The 18,694-nt window shown below is 39.2% G+C and carries 17 protein-coding genes; 11 read left to right on the forward strand and 6 right to left on the reverse strand.

The window, feature by feature from the left end; translation table 11 throughout:
• The coding region (locus G496_RS21485; protein ID WP_034633161.1) for a transposase at positions 1-280 on the forward strand (280 nt) is incomplete at its 5' end.
• 107 nt (positions 281-387) lie between these two features.
• Here G496_RS21485 and G496_RS0112115 read toward each other — a convergent pair.
• Entirely contained in the window at positions 388-1,731 is a 1,344-nt protein-coding gene (locus G496_RS0112115; protein WP_027179516.1) for a UDP-glucose dehydrogenase family protein, read from the reverse strand.
• A 372-nt stretch (positions 1,732-2,103) separates the two neighbouring features.
• On the opposite strand from G496_RS0112115, the gene G496_RS0112125 reads away from it, so the two are divergent.
• Genes G496_RS0112125 through G496_RS0112160 form a run of 8 tightly spaced genes read left to right on the forward strand, consistent with a single transcriptional unit; the run spans position 2,104 to position 9,437 of the window.
• Positions 2,104-2,829, forward strand: coding sequence for a pyridoxine 5'-phosphate synthase (locus G496_RS0112125; RefSeq protein WP_027179517.1), 726 nt, complete (start codon positions 2,104-2,106; stop codon positions 2,827-2,829).
• A 4-nt stretch (positions 2,830-2,833) separates the two neighbouring features.
• The gene (locus G496_RS0112130) at positions 2,834-3,208 is read left to right on the forward strand and encodes a holo-[acyl-carrier-protein] synthase (RefSeq protein ID WP_027179518.1); all 375 of its coding nucleotides are present in this window, start codon (positions 2,834-2,836) and stop codon (positions 3,206-3,208) included.
• Between the two features lie 41 nt (positions 3,209-3,249).
• The gene (locus tag G496_RS0112135; RefSeq protein WP_027179519.1) at positions 3,250-4,788 is read left to right on the forward strand and encodes an NAD(P)H-hydrate dehydratase; all 1,539 of its coding nucleotides are present in this window, start codon (positions 3,250-3,252) and stop codon (positions 4,786-4,788) included.
• The gene (locus tag G496_RS0112140) at positions 4,782-5,237 is read left to right on the forward strand and encodes a CBS domain-containing protein (protein WP_027179520.1); all 456 of its coding nucleotides are present in this window, start codon (positions 4,782-4,784) and stop codon (positions 5,235-5,237) included. The genes G496_RS0112135 and G496_RS0112140 overlap by 7 nt, the downstream gene beginning before the upstream one ends.
• 9 nt (positions 5,238-5,246) lie before the next feature.
• A complete protein-coding gene (gene tsaE / locus G496_RS19615; protein WP_034633164.1) occupies positions 5,247-5,726 on the forward strand; it encodes a tRNA (adenosine(37)-N6)-threonylcarbamoyltransferase complex ATPase subunit type 1 TsaE in 480 nt (159 codons plus the stop codon).
• A 42-nt stretch (positions 5,727-5,768) separates the two neighbouring features.
• The gene (locus tag G496_RS0112150) at positions 5,769-7,007 is read left to right on the forward strand and encodes an aspartate kinase (protein WP_027179521.1); all 1,239 of its coding nucleotides are present in this window, start codon (positions 5,769-5,771) and stop codon (positions 7,005-7,007) included.
• A 2-nt stretch (positions 7,008-7,009) separates the two neighbouring features.
• Positions 7,010-8,626, forward strand: a complete 1,617-nt coding sequence (gene cimA, locus G496_RS0112155; RefSeq protein WP_027179522.1) for a citramalate synthase — start codon at positions 7,010-7,012, stop codon at positions 8,624-8,626.
• A complete protein-coding gene (locus G496_RS0112160) occupies positions 8,610-9,437 on the forward strand; it encodes an MBL fold metallo-hydrolase (protein WP_034633166.1) in 828 nt (275 codons plus the stop codon). Before cimA ends, G496_RS0112160 begins: the two co-directional genes overlap by 17 nt.
• A 44-nt stretch (positions 9,438-9,481) precedes the next feature.
• On the opposite strand, the gene G496_RS0112165 is transcribed toward G496_RS0112160, so the two are convergent.
• From G496_RS0112165 to G496_RS0112185, 5 genes are all read right to left on the reverse strand, one after another.
• Complete coding sequence (locus tag G496_RS0112165) at positions 9,482-11,716, reverse strand: DUF3536 domain-containing protein (protein WP_027179524.1); 2,235 nt, start codon at positions 11,714-11,716, stop codon at positions 9,482-9,484.
• A 185-nt stretch (positions 11,717-11,901) separates the two neighbouring features.
• On the reverse strand, positions 11,902-12,642 hold the full coding sequence (locus G496_RS0112170; RefSeq protein ID WP_034633168.1) for a 4Fe-4S binding protein: 741 nt from the start codon (positions 12,640-12,642) through the stop codon (positions 11,902-11,904).
• Positions 12,635-13,489, reverse strand: coding sequence for a substrate-binding domain-containing protein (locus G496_RS0112175; protein WP_027179526.1), 855 nt, complete (start codon positions 13,487-13,489; stop codon positions 12,635-12,637). The genes G496_RS0112170 and G496_RS0112175 overlap by 8 nt, the downstream gene beginning before the upstream one ends.
• 286 nt (positions 13,490-13,775) lie before the next feature.
• A complete protein-coding gene (locus G496_RS0112180; protein WP_027179527.1) occupies positions 13,776-14,321 on the reverse strand; it encodes a hypothetical protein in 546 nt (181 codons plus the stop codon).
• 383 nt (positions 14,322-14,704) lie between these two features.
• Positions 14,705-15,130, reverse strand: coding sequence for a hypothetical protein (locus tag G496_RS0112185; protein ID WP_027179528.1), 426 nt, complete (start codon positions 15,128-15,130; stop codon positions 14,705-14,707).
• A gap of 283 nt (positions 15,131-15,413) precedes the next feature.
• Between G496_RS0112185 and G496_RS0112190 the strand changes: the two genes are divergently transcribed.
• Entirely contained in the window at positions 15,414-15,674 is a 261-nt protein-coding gene (locus tag G496_RS0112190; RefSeq protein ID WP_027179529.1) for a DUF493 family protein, read from the forward strand.
• A 192-nt stretch (positions 15,675-15,866) separates the two neighbouring features.
• A complete protein-coding gene (gene ileS, locus G496_RS0112195; protein WP_027179530.1) occupies positions 15,867-18,683 on the forward strand; it encodes an isoleucine--tRNA ligase in 2,817 nt (938 codons plus the stop codon).
• Positions 18,684-18,694: the final 11 nt, after the last annotated feature.

The following is an 18,694-nucleotide window of genomic DNA, read 5'->3' on the forward strand; positions in this document are numbered from 1 at the left end:
AAGACTTTACAAACGTCGAAAAGAAACCGTTGAGCGTAGTTTTGCTGATGCAAAAGAGCTTCACGGACATCGCTATGCCAGAATGCGCGGCCTCTCGAAGGCTCAAGAACAAAGTCTCCTCTGCGCAGCCTGCCAAAACATGAAGAAAATAGCGCTTATCCTAAGCGCTAGACGCATATTTTCTGATATTTTTAAAACTATTGCCTTCAAAGAGAGTTCCGTTCACTGTTTTGCTTCGAACTTGGGATTTGATCGACCAAATTTAAATTTTTCAAACTAAATCGAACAGAAATAGGGCGTAATAAAACCCCGCTTTTAAAAAAAACGGGGTTAGTCAGCAATCTGAAATAAAAGAATCCCTGCCTTGCGGCAGGGATTCTTTTATTTCTAGCTGTTGCAGACAGGCTTACGTCCTATTGAGAAATAGGCAAAACCGTTATCTCCCAGATATGCGGGGTCATACAAATTTCTACCGTCAAAAAGGACTGGGGCCTTCAAATAATCTTTAATCCTTTTAAAATCAGGATTCCTGAACTGGTTCCAGTCGGTAACAACCGCCAGAGCATTTGCTTCAGGCAGGACATCATACTGTCCGTCAACGATTTCAACAAGGCTGTTTTCATTTAAAATTTTACGGGCATTTTCATGTGCAACAGGGTCAAAAGCTTTAATCTTCATTCCAAGAGCTGTTAATTCAGATATGATTGCAAGAGCTGAAGATTCCCGCATATCATCTGTATTAGCTTTGAATGACAATCCCCACAAAGCAAGAGTTTTTCCTTCCACTCCACCCTGAGGCTCAAAATATTCTTTAATTTTATCTGCGAGAACTTTTTTCTGCCTGTCATTTACAGAATCAACGGCCTTGATAAGTTCAGGTACAGCTCCAACTTCTTTTGCAGTATTGATTAAGGCTTTAACATCTTTTGGAAAGCATGATCCGCCATAACCTACGCCGGGGTAGATAAAAAAGTATCCAATTCTATGGTCAGAACCTATACCCAACCTGACTTCACGAACATCAGCTCCGACTTTTTCGCAGATACCGGAAATTTCATTAATAAAAGAAATTTTTGTTGCCAGCATGCAGTTAGCTGCATACTTGGTCATTTCTGCACTGCGGGTACCCATAAAAATAAGCTTTTCACGACTGCGGGCGTATGGAGCATAAAGATTTGCGAACTCTTTTCTCGTTTCTTCGTTCTCAGTTCCGACAACAACTCTATCCGGCTTCATGAAATCGTTGACTGCGTCCCCTTCCTTCAAAAATTCAGGATTAGAAGCAACATCGAAATCAATATACATTCCACGCTTATCCAACTCTTCAACAATAATGGATCTAACTCTGTCAGCTGTTCCAACAGGTACTGTTGATTTATCCACTATGATTTTAGGATCAAGCATGGTCCTTCCGATTTCACGAGCAACAGCTTCAACATATTGAAGGTCGCAACGGCCATCACTGCCACAGGGTGTTCCTACTGTAATAAAGACAAATTTTGCTTTGGTTATCCCTTCTTCAAGACTTGTTGTAAAAAAAAGCCTTTCGTCGTCAAAATTTCTCTTAACCATATCTTCAAGGCCGGGCTCAAAAATATGAATTTTACCCTGCTTAAGAGTTTCAATTACGTCAGGATTAACATCAACACACCAGACATGATTACCCATCTCGGCCAGACACGCTGCACTGACAAGACCTACATACCCTGTCCCTACAATACATATATTCATAAAATTCTCTCTCTTTCGTATATTTTACAGAAAAATGTCCACAAAATATAAATTTTAAGCAGCTATATTTTAATAAATGTCATCCGGTAATAGCTGCCGAATTTGCCCTCCGGAAAGGCTAAAACAAGTATAATTTAAATTTCAGCTAGTTATGATTTTTTCAATCTCAAAACAGCTCATAACCAAATCTTTTGCTAATCCCGATAGCTCTAGAACAAATTCAATGTCAACCAGAGATCCGTTACAAAAGAATGTCGGTTGCCTTTCCGGTTTGATAAATATATCTTTTAAAAAATTTGATAGAATAAAATTTTATAGCTGTGCATATTATCATAATTATAAATATGGGCTCAATACCCGGAGGAAATAACAATGCCTTTTCTTTGTGTTAATGTTGACCATGTCGCTACGATTAGACAAGCAAGACTGGGAACTGAACCTGATCCCGTTACCGCGGCAGCAATTGCGGAGCTAGCAGGTGCAACTGGCATAATAATGCACCTTAGAGAAGACCGCAGGCATATTCAGGATAGAGACATAGAACTCATAAACAGAACCATCCAGACAAAATTTAATTTTGAAATGGCCGCTACAGAAGAAATGCAGGCTTTAGCTTTAAAATATAAACCGGCTACAGTCTGTCTTGTTCCTGAGAAGAGAAAAGAGCTGACCACCGAAGGTGGCCTTAACTGCATTGGTAATGAAGAAAAACTTAAAGATTATCTGGCTCCACTGCATGAACTGGGAGTCCGTTCAAGCCTGTTTATTGATGCGGATCCGGAACAAATAGAAGCTGCAAAAAAAATTGGAGCCCACTATGTAGAAATACACACAGGCCATTTTGCAGATGCCGCAACTCGCCCTGAGCAAAAAAAAGAGCTGGATAAAATTATTAAAGGAATTGAATTAAGCCAGAGCTATGGTTTGAAAGTTAATCTTGGCCACGGATTAAACTACATAAATATCAAAGATTTTGCCAAAGTTCCCGGCATTTGTGAATATTCAATAGGTCATTCCATAATGGCAAGGGCCATCATGATCGGTTTGGATAAAGCTGTTAGAGACATGATTGAAATCATTAATTCTTTTGTGGATTAATTTTATGATAGTCGGACTGGGACTGGACATCACAGAACTTGACCGTATTGAACGCTCCCTGAACAAATTCGGGGAGCGTTTTCTATCCAAAATTCTAACTGATTCTGAAATAAAAATGATTCCTGAAAAAAATCCTATCCCATTTTTAGCTGCACGCTTTGCCGCAAAAGAAGCTGCGGTAAAAGCACTGGGAACAGGATTCAGCAATGGTATAACATTTCATTCCATCATAACTGCCAAGAATCATCTTGGAGCACCAACAATTTCCTTAACTGGCAAAGCCCTAGAAAGAAGCAAAGAACTCTGCGTAAACAGAATTTCGGTATCTTTAACCCACGGTCGAGACAATGCGGTTGCAGTTGTGATAATGGAATCATGATCTTTTCTTCTTAAACATTATCTGTGAATCAGGAGCTTTTTATGTTTTCACCTCTGCCGACTCCAGCTGAAATGAATTTATGGGATAATAAAACCATAAATGAAATAGGTATACATGGCGATATCCTAATGGAAAACGCCAGTAGGGAAGCTACTCGCAACCTTCAAAAACTACAGGGAGATCTGAGCAATAAACAATTTTTTATTATTTGCGGCCCCGGTAACAATGGAGGGGACGGATTTGCGATGGGAAGACAGCTCATGGATTTTGGTGCCAGAGTCACCATTTTCCACACCCATCCTCAAAGCAGATATACTGGGGATGCAGAGTACAACTTCAAACTGGCCTCTAAAATAGGAGTTGAACTAAAGCAGATATCAGAAGATTTTATTCCTGATTTTTATAAAGCGGATATTATTATTGATGCTCTGCTAGGAACAGGATTTGAAGGTGAGCTTCGTCCTAACTTTCTAAAATTAGTAAATAAAATAAATGAATCTAAAAAAACAAGCTTCATATTGTCCATAGATATTCCTTCAGGGCTTCATGGGGAAAAAGGTATTGCGCAACCTGAGGCTGTCCATGCCGACGCGACAATTACATTTGAAGCAGCCAAAATAGGACTTAGACAACCTTCTGCTGAAAAATATACCGGTAAACTAATTATATGCCCGATAGGTATTCCTAAGCTTATTAAAAACAAATATCCTGTACAACACTTTGAAATTGAAGAAAATATTCTTAAGCATATTCCTTTTCCTGCACCGGAAATGCATAAAGGAACATCCGGGCATCTTTTGATTGTTGGAGGATCTCCAGGAATTACAGGAGCGTTACAACTGGCAGGACTTGGGGCTTTAAGAGCAGGAACAGGTCTTGTAACCCTTGCTTGCCCGTCCAAACTGGTTCCACAGGTAAAAACATGGATGCCGGAACTGATGACTCATGGATTAGGGAACGGAGAAGATTGGGATGATAAGGCTGCAGAAGAATTGATTTCCATCGCTTCCAACTTTCAGGCTATAGTTATAGGTCCGGGTCTTGGCCGTTCTGAAAAAGCTATAAGCCTTGTTGAAAAATTTTCATCAGCCAACCACCCCCCTTGTGTTTTTGACGCAGATGCTCTTTATGCAATTTCAAAAAGTCATAAAGCAAATATTAATCTAGCTGAAAATTCTGTTTTAACACCTCATCCTGGAGAAATGGCCACCCTTATCTCTTCAGATATTGAGACAGTCCAAAAACACAGAATTGAAACAGCTCGAAACTATGCAAAGTCAAAAAAAGTGTACCTCGTACTCAAAGGAGCTGGAACAGTTATAGGCTGCCCAGACAACAAAATTCTGCAGTGTTCAGTCTCAGCACCCAATCTGGCTACAGGCGGCTCGGGTGATATTCTAGCAGGAATCATAGGCTCTCTTCTTGCCAGAGGTCTGCCTGCTATGCAAAGCTCCGCAATCGGGGTATACTGGCACGCACGAAGTGGACAATACCTGAGTGGTGACTTTCCGTTTCGCGGTAATCTTTCAACTGAAACTGCAAACTCACTTCCAAAAGTTCTTAAGGAGATATTATGCTGAAAGCCAAAGATATAATGAGTACAGATGTTGTCACGCTGACACCGGACACAGATATTGCTACAGCTGCTAAACTTCTTGTTGAAAGGCACATAAATGGAGTCCCGGTGATTAATGAAGATGGAAGCTTAGCTGGAGTATTGTGTCAAAGTGACCTTGTAGCACAGCAGAAATCAGTACGCCTTCCTTCATTATTCACTCTGCTTGATGGATATATTGCATTCACATCAAACGCAGAAATGGAAAAAGAAATCTCCAAAATATCTGCCACAAAGGTAGAACAGGCGATGACAGTCTCCCCAAAAACAATCACACCTGAGGCCACAATTGAAGATATTGCAAATTTAATGATAAATAAAAAACTTTACACACTTCCGGTCATTGAAAATAAAAAATTAATTGGAATTGTGGGTAAAGAAGACATTTTAAAAGTTTTGACTAATAATGACTAAACGGTTGATATGAAATTAATTTTACCTGATGAGCAGGCCACCATAAAGCTTGGTCTGGCTCTTGCCAATTTTCTTAAGGGCAGGAAAAAATTTCTGCCCTTTTTTTTCAATGGAGACCTTGGATCTGGAAAAACTACTCTGGTTAAATCTCTTGTCGAAAATCTTCCTGGAGCAGAAAACGCAGAAGTTAGCAGCCCAAGTTTCAATATTCTTAATATCTACCCGACAAAACCACGCGTTAATCATTTTGACCTATATAGACTGGAAGGACAGACCCCTGATGACGATTTTTTTGATTTGCTGAACAACAAAAAATCTTTGACAGTTGTAGAGTGGGTTCAGTATCTGGACATTAATTTATGGCCGGAAAGCGCAATACTTTTTTTCTGGCAACCTGCAGAGTCAGGCAGAATAATTAAATTGACCAATCACGGCGAGGCGTCAGATCTCTATAATGATCTGCTGTCGCATCTCAAGTCTTTTACATAAAACATTCCCGTTCAATTCATGCGGTAAGGAGAAAATGTTCACATGAACATCGTGGTACAAAAATTCGGCGGAACATCGGTCAGAAATCTGAAATGCATGAAACAAGTTTTGGAAAAAGTCCTTGTCCCATACAACAAGGGCAATAAAGTTGTTGTTGTACTTTCAGCTATGTCCGGAGAAACCAATAGACTTCTAGGACTTGCTGATGAGTGGTCCTCAACTCCTGATAAAGCAGAGCTGGACTCGCTGGTATCTACAGGAGAACAGGTTTCAACCGCTCTTTTTACTATGCTGCTAAAAGACAAAGGGATTAAAGCCCGTTCCCTTTTAGGTTTTCAGGCTCCGATCAAAACAAATTCTGCTTTTACAAGGGCCAGAATTTTAAATATCGACAATGAAAAAATTAAATCCATGCTTGAAGAATACGACATACTTGTTGTTGCCGGATTCCAAGGATGTGATGAAAATCAAAGGATCACAACTCTTGGCCGCGGTGGTTCAGACACATCTGCTGTTGCCATAGCAGCTGTTCTGAAAGCTGAAGTCTGCGAAATTTTTACAGACGTCCCCGGAGTTTTTACAACCGATCCCAATATATGCTCTCAAGCCAGAAAACTTGATACCGTAACGTATGACGAAATGCTGGAAATGGCCAGTATGGGTGCAAAAGTATTACAAATACGTTCAGTTGAATTCGCTAAAAAATATAATGTTAAAGTTCACGTCCGCTCCACTTTCAGCGACGAAATCGGAACATATGTCACTCAGGAGGACAAAAAGATGGAATCCCTACTAGTTTCAGGAATTGCTTATGATAAAGATCAGGCTCGAATTACCCTCGCTCGGGTTAAGGATGTACCCGGTGTCTCAGCCAGCCTGTTCACTCCCATAGCAGAACAGGGAATCCTTGTAGACATGATTGTCCAGAACCCGAGCCGTGACGGCAGAACAGATATGACTTTCACCGTACCCAGAGCTGATCTTAATAAAACGCTCGAAATCATTGATTCAATCCGGGAAGAAATGGGTACTGAAGAAGTTCTGTACGACAAAAATGTTTGTAAAATTTCAGTTATCGGTGTTGGAATGCGCAATCATTCCGGCGTAGCTTCAAAAGCTTTTAAAGCTTTAAGGGAAGACAATATCAATATCCTCATGATCAGTACCTCTGAGATTAAAATTACCTGCCTGATAGAGGAAAAATACACCGAGCTTGCCATAAGAACTCTTCACAATACCTTCGGTCTTGATCAGAGTGCGGTCGAAGAAAATTTAAATTGAAAATGAAAACAGTAAAAATATACGATACTACATTAAGAGACGGTACACAGTCAGAAGAAATAAATCTCAGCGTACAGGACAAAATTCGCCTTACAATTAAACTTGATGAACTGGGAATCCATTATATTGAAGGAGGATGGCCCGGTTCTAACCCTACAGATGAAGAATTCTTTAATGAAATAAAAAATTATAACCTCAAAACTGCAAAAGTTGCTGCTTTTGGTTCAACACACAACGTCCGAACTACCCCGGAAAAAGATAAAAATCTGAATGCGTTGATCAAATCAAAAGCTAAGGCTCTGACAATATTCGGTAAAACATGGGATTTTCATGTCACCGAAGCCTTAGGTATCAAACTTGATCGTAACCTCGAGTTGATAACTAACAGTTTGTCATACCTGAGGTCGCAGGTTGAAGATCTCTTTTTTGATGCTGAACACTTTTTTGATGGATTCAAAAATAACAGCGAGTATGCTCTGAGCTGCTTAAAGGCCGCTGTGGCTGGAGGAGCAGACATACTTGTGCTCTGCGATACCAACGGTGGGACACTCCCAAACGAAGTAGCAGAAATAATAAGAGAAGTTAAAAAAAATATTCCTGAGGCACAATTAGGAATACATGCTCATAACGACTGTGAACTGGCTGTAGCAAACTCAATTACCGCTGTAGAAAACGGTGCTGTTCAGATTCAGGGAACAATGAACGGTTACGGTGAGCGCTGTGGTAATGCAAATATATGCTCCATCATCCCAAATCTTGACCTTAAAATGGGATACAAAAGTATTGGTAAAGAAAAAATTGCCAAGCTTACTGAAGTATCTGCGTATGTGGCTGAGATAGCCAATCTGCGCCCATTCATGAGGCAACCATACGTTGGACAGGGAGCCTTTGCTCATAAAGGTGGAATCCATGTCAGTGCAGTTCTTAAAAACACTAAGACTTATGAACATGTGACTCCGGAAGAAGTTGGAAATACCCGCAGGGTACTTCTTTCAGACCTTGCAGGCGCAAGCAATATTCTTTTTAAAGCCAGACAGTATGGTTATGATCTGGCTAAAGATGATCCATCCGTCCAGACCATTCTTACGGAAATAAAAGAAAGAGAAAAAATGGGGTACGAATATTCAGTAGCTGAAGCCTCGTTCGAACTTTTATTCTTTAAGGCTATGGGATGGTCCAAAAAATATTTTGAATTTGTTAACTTCTTTGTTGTAGACGCCAAAAGAAGAGAGGATCTTGAACCTTTCTCGGAAGCTACAGTAATTGTCAAAGTTCATGGTGAAGAGAGCCATACTGCTGCTTCAGGACAGGGACCTGTAAATGCTCTGGATGGAGCGTTGAGAAAATCATTAGAGCCATTTTATCCTGAGCTGAAAAATGTAAAACTTCAGGATTTTAAAGTTAGAGTACTTTCGGGTGCTGTTCGCAGTTCTGATGGAACAAGTGCCAATGTTCGAGTACTGATTGAATCCACTGATGGGAAATCTCAGTGGACTACAATGGGTGTCAGTAACAACATAATTGAGGCCAGTTGGCAGGCTCTGGTAGATTCTATAAATTACAAACTCTTTAAGGGTGACCCCCAGAAATGGCCTAAGCAAAATGAGCGGACAAAATAAAAATTATTTCAAGATAACAGTTCTCTGCGACAACGAAACTACATCTCCTGATCTTGAAAAAGAATGGGGATTATCCATGTCTATTCAGCTTCCTGATAAGAATTTCTGGTTATGGGACGCTGGAGCCACAGATCTGTTTCTTAGAAATGCAGAAAAATTAAATGTTGTTCCTGAGAAAGCGGTTGGGCTGGCTCTCAGTCACGGGCATTGGGATCATACAGGTGGAATGGATGCACTTATGGACAAAGGCTTTATTGGCCCAGTGTATGCCCATGCGGAATTTGCCTCAAAGCGCTACTCGGAAGAAGATGATGGCAGCTGTAAGGATGCATCGTTTTCCTGCCGGTACCCGGGAACTATAATAGTCAGAGATCAGGTAGAGCTTGATGAAGGAATCTACATGATAACTTCTATTAAAAGAAGACCAGGATTATTTGAAGCAACTGACGGTCTGTTTGTTGATTCTGAAAAAAATACAGTAGATACAGTACCTGATGATGCATTCCTGCTGCTGGACACTCCTTCAGGACCGGTAGTAATCCTAGGCTGCTGCCATAGCGGAATTGCCAATACATTATACCATATGCAGGAAGTCACAGGAATTAATAAAGTTCATGCCATTCTTGGTGGTCTGCATCTGTATCGCAGTACTGAAGATCAAAAATTAGAAACAGCCAAGGTTATTGAAGAATTCGGAACTGAGCTGGTTTCTCCAGGACATTGTAGCGGAAACGCCGGTTATGAATATTTAAAAGAAAAACTATCCTGTAAGGTAATCCCCATGGGCTCAGGTAGTAAATACGAGTTTTAAAATTAAGCCCCGGATTTAATCCGGGGCTTTTCATTTTCCACTTTCTAAAAACCGATTAAACGTCCAAATTCCTGACTTTGTTTTTCTCTTAAAACATTCATCCAGTAGCTATTCTGTATATCCCAGTAATTTATTTCCAAATTCAACATTTTCAATTTCGAAATAGCATTTATCAGATACTCCCAGTCTGGACTCTCCTCACTCAAGACTGAACAAATTTCCATACTTATCCTTTTACCTAAAGAAATAAGTTCAACGTTGTCTTTCCCTACTTCACTCAAAAAATGGATCAAATCAGGAGAAGTCTTCGAACCTTCTGAAAAAATATATTCATAAACCATAACCGGCCAAAGCTCTTTCCATTTATACTCATTGGTTTGAACAGACTGATAGTCGTCAAAGCTTAGAAACATAGAATTTACTGATAACTCTTTTCCAATTCTGGCATCCCATAATCTTTCTGAATATATTTCCAACCACCTTAAAGAAATGTACTGACGATTTTTCCATGGCAGATCATTTACAGCTTCTGAAAAAGACTCTCCATCTACACTTACATCAACAACCGCTGACATAATGTTATCATCACAATTCCATTTCCAACTATAACTTTTGACTTGTGATTCTAAATGCCACTTAATTGAGGCTATACCATACAAATTCTCCAGATCAGAATTTGAATCAACTTCAATACTGATCTCTACTTCAGGCCAACAAATGCGGCTTTTTTCACCGGGTGAAGGGAAAGCGTCTTCAACAAACAATAAAGGAATCGTTTGAGCTATTAGCTTGGATGGAGACTCACTCCGCGGCTTTATAATATTATCCCAAATATTTGTTCCACTGCCATACCTTTCCTCATTTGATTGGGCCTCTGAAATAATAGAAATAAAATCAGCTTCCAAATCTTCAAGCCCGTTTTTTTTCGCAATCTCAATCGCCCGTAAAGCAAAAGTCATATTATTTACAGGCTCTAAACGTGCCAGATCATCAAAAAACCACCCACAACTTGCAAATGAAGCCAATGCCCACTTCTGCATTGAGAGCATTGCCCATCCTTTATCCTTACTATCTGTATTATCTGTCAAAAAATAGTTATCAGAATATTTATCTTCACTTATAAGACCACTTAAAACTGCACCATAATTTAGAAGGGCATCTTGAGGATCTTTAAAAACAGTCTGCCCTTCTGCAAGATAAAAATTATCTATGCTGGTTTTTATGTGTTGCAGTCCATCCCTTAATGGTTTCCTCCATTTCTGATTCCAGTCAGGATGTCCGCCGGTGGAGCAGCCACAATCGCTTCTCCAGCGTTCTACACCGTGGTAACAACTCCATGAGGAATTATCTCTAATTTTTACTTCATATTCAGGAGGATTCTTTTCAAGAAACGCAGCATAGTTTGTAATGGATATTCCATCACGATTTTCAATTGCCTGTTTGAGGACGTATGCCAACGCCATCTCTCCAAATTCAAAATGATGCCCGTAGGTTTCACCATCTGTTGCAATGGAGAGAAGCCCGCTTCCATCATGCGAAGCTCCGGATAGCCTTCTCCAAAAATTTTCACCATCCCGTAGCAAGCCTTCAAAAGCTACAGACTGAGATAGCCCTCCATCATAGAAAAAGATTGAAATACTCTTACCTGATGGTAAATTTACCAGATAAGGTCTTCTGATATCGAGCGAAGACTCATCTACTCCTTCCCAGACTCCAGATCCCAAAAGACTTATAGATTCAGCCTGCCTTGGGGCCAGTAAAGTAAATTTTATGCCATACTCAGCAAGAACTTCCAGTGATTCGATATCGCAGGCTGTCTCTGAAAGCCACATACCCTCAGGCTTACGGTTGAATCTTGATTCAAAATCAGCAACGGCCCATGCAACTTCAACCTTTTTATCAAATTCAGTAGCCAGAGGCATAATTACATGGTGATAAATCTGCGCTATCGCATTTCCGTGTCCCCATCTTTTGAGACTGCGTCTATCCGCGTCCTGAAGTTTCTCTATTAATTCAGGATCAGATCTTTCTAACCAATTAAACAAAGTTGGACCGATATTAAAACTCATCCATTCATAACAATTGATAATTTCATCAATCCTTCCATCTCCATTCATTCTTCTGGCCCATGCCAACGGAGTATAACTTTCTCTGGCAATCCTCTCATTCCAATGTCTGAAAGGAGCTGCACTTCCCTCAGGCAAAATCTTATTCAACCAAGGGTCTTCACGTGGTGGCTGATAAAAATGACCATGTATACAAAGGTGCTTTTCAGACATTTAATTATCCTCACTTTAAATTTTTGACCAATACAATAGATACAAAATACACACTAAAAATCCAATCCGATATTAAAATTTATATAACATAGATTTCAGCATATATTAAAAAGCAAAATAATAAAAAACCGCCGACAGAATTTCTGCCGGCGGTTTTTATATGTATTTATGACAATTTGTTTTAATTATTTATTACTATTAGATAAACGGTTTTCCAATTCAATAGAATCAACAGGACAATCCTTTGCACAGACCCCGCAATTGGTACAATTATGACGGGAAGGACGAGTCTCCATTCCACATAATTTTTCACACTTACCACAGTCAGTACATGAGTCCTTCATTTTATAACGAAATAAGCTAAAATGACTGAATATTTCTAACAACCCTCCTGTAGGGCAAAAGAAACGGCACCAGAAATATGGAATCACCAGCCCAAGGAGAAGTGCTACCAGAACAAATCCTGTCCTGATGAACCATAAAGGAAAGGCGTGTTCAAAAGTCAATGATGTTGCCTGCCAAAACTCTCCAGTCCTTATAGGAATAGCCCACCGGGGATTGTGACCAAACCAGAAAAGATAGATGGCAACAGCTAAACTTATATATTTAATATAGGACAAATTCTTATCTAATTTATTCCTGATAGCACCTTTTAATACAGAAAATTTACTAAACAATTCTGATATCATTCCACCGGGACAAGCATAAGAGCAGAAAGCACGTCCAAACATCAAACCTGAAACTAATATAGCAATCCATGCCGATAACCATATTTTCTTACCGGGACACTGAATAACGGGGCAATTTTCACAACTGACATAAGGTACAGCAAAAGGACACCTAAAAATACCATAATATGAAAACGTACCTATAAAATACAATGAAGCAATTTGAATAATCCTTCTTGGCCATTGAATTCTAGACATCATACACTCCATATTTCTTAACAAGACGCTGCCCTTCTTCAGACCTAGCGTGGATAAAACCTGCATTTTCAAAACATGCCTGCCCTATTTCCCCACAGACAAAATCTATAAAATCGTGAGCAAGATCTTTATCTTTGGCAAATTTCATTACACCTATTGAAAAAGGTATAGGTGCTGCCGGGAAAAATTCTTCCGGTATATCAATAACTTCAAATTTATTTAAATAGCGTGGAAGTCTGGTAATTCTCTGTTCCACAACTGAGGCATCATATTGTCCAGAAGCCACTGCGGCAACATCATGCTGAACACATGATCCCAACATTCCTGCATTCTGCTTTGCTTCCTTAATTACGCCACTTTTTTTCAAAACACCCATAACAGCTTTACCACCCGGAGGTGACGACTCAGGTGAAAGCTGGCAAACAACATCAGGACGTTTCAAGTCTTCAATTGATTTGATATTCTTAGGATTACCAGCTGGGGTGATAAGTACATATTTTGTAAAGCAAAGCGGTTGAAAACTTAACATCTTGCCTTGAGCTTTAAGTTTTTTAGCAAGAGCAAGAACTCTTGGCGCAAAAACTTCTGTTTCAGCACTCCCGAGCAAAGATTTTCCCAAAGCAGCAGCAAAGGCTCCAGTATAAGCAATATGCTTACCCGTCTTTTTTTCAAAGGCCTCATTGGCAGGAATAAAGGCTTCTGCCAGACCACCACAAGACCAAACCTGCAATGACTGTTGCGCGGGGTCTGCTTTTACGGGAGATGCTGACGCTGCAAAACCAGCGAGAGCAAGAGTACCACCTTTAATAAATGAACGACGATTCATCTCAGAAACTTTTTTAGGCAAAAGACAGCTCCTATCCGAAATTCGGTTATAAATTTCGGCAGTCTTTATGATTAGAAAATAATAAATAGGATTAACTTAACGTCAAAAAACAAATCATTAATTATAGCTCGAAACTATATTCTGCTGTTACATACAACAGAATTAACAGCAGAAAAGAATTTAAAGCTAATTAATATTATTAATGATTTTGAATGAATATCATAGAATCTGTGCTAATAAAATCTGAGAATTCAAATAATTATTGTAGGTAGTTAGAATAAAAAAGATTAAAATATAATATAAAAAGCTACCTTACATAGCCTATCTGCTGCAACATTCTCGAAGCTTTTGAAGAAAGAACATAGCCATTTCTATAACTGACACTTGGACCTTTCAAAGAGATTCGGTTTACAAATCCGATATCTTCCAAAACACAAAAGACTTCATGATTATATGACTGCTCCATCATTCGCCGTGGAGCAATGCCACAATAAAGGTTAATCCTTGAAAAATGGTATATATCCATTAATGCCTGAATATGTTCTTTATCAAGACAGTCATCTATTTCAAAATCTACTTCACAAAGTTTATCCCAATCACTGTTTTTAATATCAATGCCATATTTATTGAACTCACCAGCGGCCTTACTTGATATTTTATAGCCAACACGGCTGTTACCACATGAAGTAAATATGACGCCTTCTTCTATCAGCCCCAGATCTATTAAATACTTGATCAGGTCATCATCGTAAATTGCTGCTTCTTTTTTAGGTAACAGACCATGATATCTTTTTATATTTGAATATCCATTGATATGCTTCAAAACTTGTAAATGACTGTCAGTTAAAACCATTCGGCACCTCAGATTGCAAATTATGAAATGAATTATATATAGTAAATCTTCAAAGGATTTTGATAAAAAAAACCGCACTATTCTATGATAGTGCGGGGCAATCCTACAAATTCAAAATAAAAAATGTCCAGAAAAGATCCGGTTGTCATCAAATCGTAACATATCTTTTTTTCGTTACAAAAAAAAAGAGTAAAATGAATATAAAAATATTAAATAAAAATTACAGTAAATATCTTTAATAGATAAATTTATTTTCAATAGATTTAAGCTGAAAAGCAGCAGCCGTGATTAAATTAAAAATAACAAAGTAACATTTTGTCCATTTTTAAATTTCAATGAATTTTACCCTGATAACATTCGTGCTTATAATTCGACAGAAATTTTTATTTAGTCACAAATAATTTAAGCGGCTCTTTCTTCTTTTTTAAATTTGCGGCTACTTTTTGGTCGTTATCAGCTGAAAGCTTTACAAATATATTTTTACAGGCAAAGCATTCCCAGTATTTATCACGTTCCTGTAATCTGACCAGTATTCCTTCAGTATCATAACAAACCTGACAATAAGGTCCGTTTTTAACTGAATCATCATCAATCCAATACTTTTGTCCGTCAAAATCCATGCATTCAGCCAGATCAAGGACTTCAGCGACTTCATTTACCTGCTTTTTTAGAAGATTGTTTTCAGTATATAGCTCAAGAAATTCTTCCTGAATAATCTTCAGCAGGTCAGCAGCTTCTTTATCTCTGCCTTCATTAAACAATTCCAATACCTTACGGAAATTTGTACCATGAATTGTCTTAGATTTCATTTTACTCCACCTTCAGTTAAAATTTGTGAGGCTTATGAATATTATCGACTCTTTCCAGACCTTCTTTAGTATTTAAATAAACTTTCAAGACAAATTTTCATATAAAGTTTATACAACCCTGATTAATTATCTTATAGCTTACAGAGCACCCTAAACATAACTTTAGAACTGTTTTTCAGCTAAAGGTTGACAGAGTTTAACCCCATTCATATATCTTCCCGACTGTGCAACTGGGCATTGCAACACATTATTTTGATATCTTACTGAAAAAATGGAGAAAAATATGGGAAATTCGCTGGAGAGTTTTAAACAGACGCTTGACGAAAATCACGACTGGCCTTGCGAATACACATTCAAATTTATTATTCCTGCAACTTCAATAGATGAAATTAAAAGTATGCTTGATGGAATAGAATTTTCAATCCGCGAATCAAAAGGTGGCAAATATATCAGCATTACAGCCTGCATCAACGCCTGCGGATCAGATGAAATTATTAATATTTATAGCAAGGCTTCCACAATTGAAGGTATTATCAGCCTCTAAACGACAATTATTCGAATTCAGTATATCTGTAACTAAAATACATAATTTTTCCTGAAAACAGCTTGATTCAACTCCCATTAAGAGTCGTTTTCTTGACTTCCATTGCACCTTGATTAAAAGTGTCTCCCTCTAAATACAGATAGACCTTTTTTAAATTTCAAATATCAGTACTCCCGGAGGACTTTGGTAAAAATGAGTGATTATAAAAAGACTTTATGTCTTCCCAAAACTAAATTCCCAATGAAAGCAAATCTCAAACAGCGTGAACCTGAGATGCTCAAAAATTGGGAAGAGAACAATACTTATGCTAAAATGGTTGAAGCAAATAATGATGAAAAAAATTATGTGCTTCATGATGGCCCCCCTTATGCGAATGGGCATATACATATGGGAACAGCCATGAACAAGGTTCTCAAAGATATAATCATCAAGTCTAAAAACATGCGCGGTCTTAAGGCTGAATATATTCCGGGATGGGACTGCCACGGTCTGCCGATTGAACACAAAGTTGAGCAGGACCTTAAAAAGAAAAAAAAGGATCTTCCGACTTTAATAATTCGTAAACTCTGCCGGGAATACGCTCTCAAATTTGTTGATGTTCAGAGAAAGGAATTTAAAAGACTTGGAGTTCTTGGTAAATGGGAAGATCCATATCTTACGCTCAAGCCTGAATATGAAGCAGCTACAGCACGTGAACTTGGCCGTGTAATGGAAAACGGATCCGTTGTGCGTGGTAAAAAACCGATTCACTGGTGCTGTTCTTGTCGCACAGCTCTGGCTGAAGCAGAAGTAGAATATGAAGATCATACCTCTCCTTCTATATATGTACGCTTTCCATTAAATGATAAGAATCTATTAAATGTACTTCCGGAAAACGTCAGTACTGAAATAGACCTTGAAAAAACATACGTTGCAATCTGGACAACTACTCCCTGGACAATACCTGACAATATGGCTGTAGCTGTTCATCCTGAATTTGATTACTGCGTATGCCGTGTCAACGGAGATTTCTATATACTTGCTGAAAGTCTTCTGCCGGTCTGCTCAGAAAAATTCGGGTGGGACAAATATGAAATTTTAGCAAAAGTAGCAGGCGCAAAGCTTGAGGGTCTAATTGCCAAACATCCTATTTACGACCGCAAGTCACCTATTGTGACTGCAGATTATGTAACTCTGGATAGTGGTACAGGTTGTGTTCATACTGCCCCCGGTCATGGTCGTGAAGACTTTGAAACAGGCCTCAGATACGGCCTTGAAGTCTATTCGCCCATGAACAATGATGGTGTATTCCTTAAGGATGTCGAATTTTTTGCCGGACTTAACGTTTTCGAAGCCAACCCTAAAGTTATCGAAAAACTTGAGGAAGTGGGCAACCTTCTCGCTCAGGAGAATATTACTCACTCATACCCGCATTGCTGGCGCTGTAAAGAACCTGTTATTTTTCGTGCTACCACTCAGTGGTTTGTTTCCATGGAAAACAATAATCTCCGCCAGAAATCCCTTGATGCTATCCGCAACAGCGTAAACTGGATTCCTTCATGGGGAGAAGAACGAATTTTCAAAATGGTTGAAAATCGTCCCGACTGGTGTATTTCACGCCAGAGAAACTGGGGAGTTCCGATCATTGCCCTCATCTGTCAGGATTGCGATGAAGTTTACAATGATCCTGAATGGGTATTTTCTGTTGTAGATGAATTTGAAAAGCATGAAACAGGTTGCGACTACTGGTTTGAAAAATCAGTTGAAGAACTTGCTCCCAAAGGACTTAAATGTCCCAAATGTGGCGGTACACACTGGGCTAAAGAAACTGATATCCTTGATGTCTGGTTTGATTCAGGTACCAGCTATGCTGCTGTTGTTGAAAAACGTCCTGAATTAAGCTTCCCTGCGGATCTTTATTTAGAAGGATCCGATCAGCATAGAGGATGGTTCCACAGCTCTTTACTGGCATCCATGGGAACAAGAGGAGTTCCTCCTTATAAAAATGTTCTGACCCATGGATATGTTGTTGATAAGAACGGTCGTAAGATGTCCAAATCCATAGGAAACGTAATAGCTCCTCAGGAAATTATCGACAAACATGGTGCTGAAATTCTCAGGATGTGGGTTTCTGCTGTAAACTATCAGGAAGATGTCCGTATATCTGATGAAATTCTTAACAGACTCGTAGACGCATATCGCAGAATTCGTAATACCTGCCGTTACCTCCTAGGTAACCTTGATGGGTTTGAGCCTTCAACTGATGCGGTTTCAGCCGAAGAGCTCCTTCCTGTTGACCATTTCGCACTTGATCTGGTCCGCAGACGTCATGAAACAATACAAAAAGCTTATGAAACTTTTGAATTCCATAAAGTTTATCATACCCTGCATAATTTATGTGTAGGTGATCTCTCAGCTTTCTACCTTGATATAATAAAAGACAGATTATACGTTTCAGGACAGAAAAGTATTGAAAGGCGTTCAGCTCAGACAGTTCTGTGGCAGACCCTCATGATGCTGGTGGTTGATATGGCACCGGTACTCTCATTTACTTCCGAGGAAGTATTTTCTCACATTCCGGCAGGAATGAAAGGTGAAGTGGAGACTGTTTTTGCTCTTCGCCCTGAACTGATGGATGCCTCTATAAGTTCAGAAGAACGTGACAGATGGGAATTGCTGATGGAAGTTCGTTCTGAAGTGACAAAGGCTATCGAACCTTTGAGACGTGAAAGGACTATCGGCCATTCGCTTGATACAAAAATTAATATATTTGCTAGCGATACTATCCTTAAGGCTTTACAGGATGTAGACCTTCGGGAGTTCTTTATTGTTTCAGGCGCTGAGACCTTCCCATTTGCAGAAGCTCCATCGGAAGCTCACACGGCAGAAGAACTTGAAGAACTGGCCATTAGTGTTGAGAAAGCCAGTGGTGAAAAATGCAGCCGTTGCTGGAGATATGACACTCTTGGTGAAAACAGTGATCATCCGGAACTTTGCCCCCGCTGTGCAAAAGTTATGTCTGGCGAATAGAAGATCTGTCA

The sequence above is a fragment of the Maridesulfovibrio bastinii DSM 16055 genome (assembly GCF_000429985.1).
GTDB classification, from domain to species: Bacteria; Desulfobacterota; Desulfovibrionia; order Desulfovibrionales; family Desulfovibrionaceae; genus Maridesulfovibrio; species Maridesulfovibrio bastinii.

Bases quoted from the DNA above. Each gene is read 5' to 3' on its own strand.
- G496_RS0112115 (WP_027179516.1), bottom strand. From the start codon at position 1,731: ATGAATATATGTATTGTAGGGACAGGGTATGTAGGTCTTGTCAGTGCA.
- G496_RS0112125 (WP_027179517.1), top strand. From the start codon at position 2,104: ATGCCTTTTCTTTGTGTTAATGTTGACCATGTCGCTACGATTAGACAA.
- G496_RS0112130 (WP_027179518.1), top strand. From the start codon at position 2,834: ATGATAGTCGGACTGGGACTGGACATCACAGAACTTGACCGTATTGAA.
- G496_RS0112135 (WP_027179519.1), top strand. From the start codon at position 3,250: ATGTTTTCACCTCTGCCGACTCCAGCTGAAATGAATTTATGGGATAAT.
- G496_RS0112140 (WP_027179520.1), top strand. From the start codon at position 4,782: ATGCTGAAAGCCAAAGATATAATGAGTACAGATGTTGTCACGCTGACA.
- tsaE (WP_034633164.1), top strand. From the start codon at position 5,247: ATGAAATTAATTTTACCTGATGAGCAGGCCACCATAAAGCTTGGTCTG.
- G496_RS0112150 (WP_027179521.1), top strand. From the start codon at position 5,769: ATGAACATCGTGGTACAAAAATTCGGCGGAACATCGGTCAGAAATCTG.
- cimA (WP_027179522.1), top strand. From the start codon at position 7,010: ATGAAAACAGTAAAAATATACGATACTACATTAAGAGACGGTACACAG.
- G496_RS0112160 (WP_034633166.1), top strand. From the start codon at position 8,610: ATGAGCGGACAAAATAAAAATTATTTCAAGATAACAGTTCTCTGCGAC.
- G496_RS0112165 (WP_027179524.1), bottom strand. From the start codon at position 11,716: ATGTCTGAAAAGCACCTTTGTATACATGGTCATTTTTATCAGCCACCA.
- G496_RS0112170 (WP_034633168.1), bottom strand. From the start codon at position 12,642: ATGTCTAGAATTCAATGGCCAAGAAGGATTATTCAAATTGCTTCATTG.
- G496_RS0112180 (WP_027179527.1), bottom strand. From the start codon at position 14,321: ATGGTTTTAACTGACAGTCATTTACAAGTTTTGAAGCATATCAATGGA.
- G496_RS0112185 (WP_027179528.1), bottom strand. From the start codon at position 15,130: ATGAAATCTAAGACAATTCATGGTACAAATTTCCGTAAGGTATTGGAA.
- G496_RS0112190 (WP_027179529.1), top strand. From the start codon at position 15,414: ATGGGAAATTCGCTGGAGAGTTTTAAACAGACGCTTGACGAAAATCAC.
- ileS (WP_027179530.1), top strand. From the start codon at position 15,867: ATGAGTGATTATAAAAAGACTTTATGTCTTCCCAAAACTAAATTCCCA.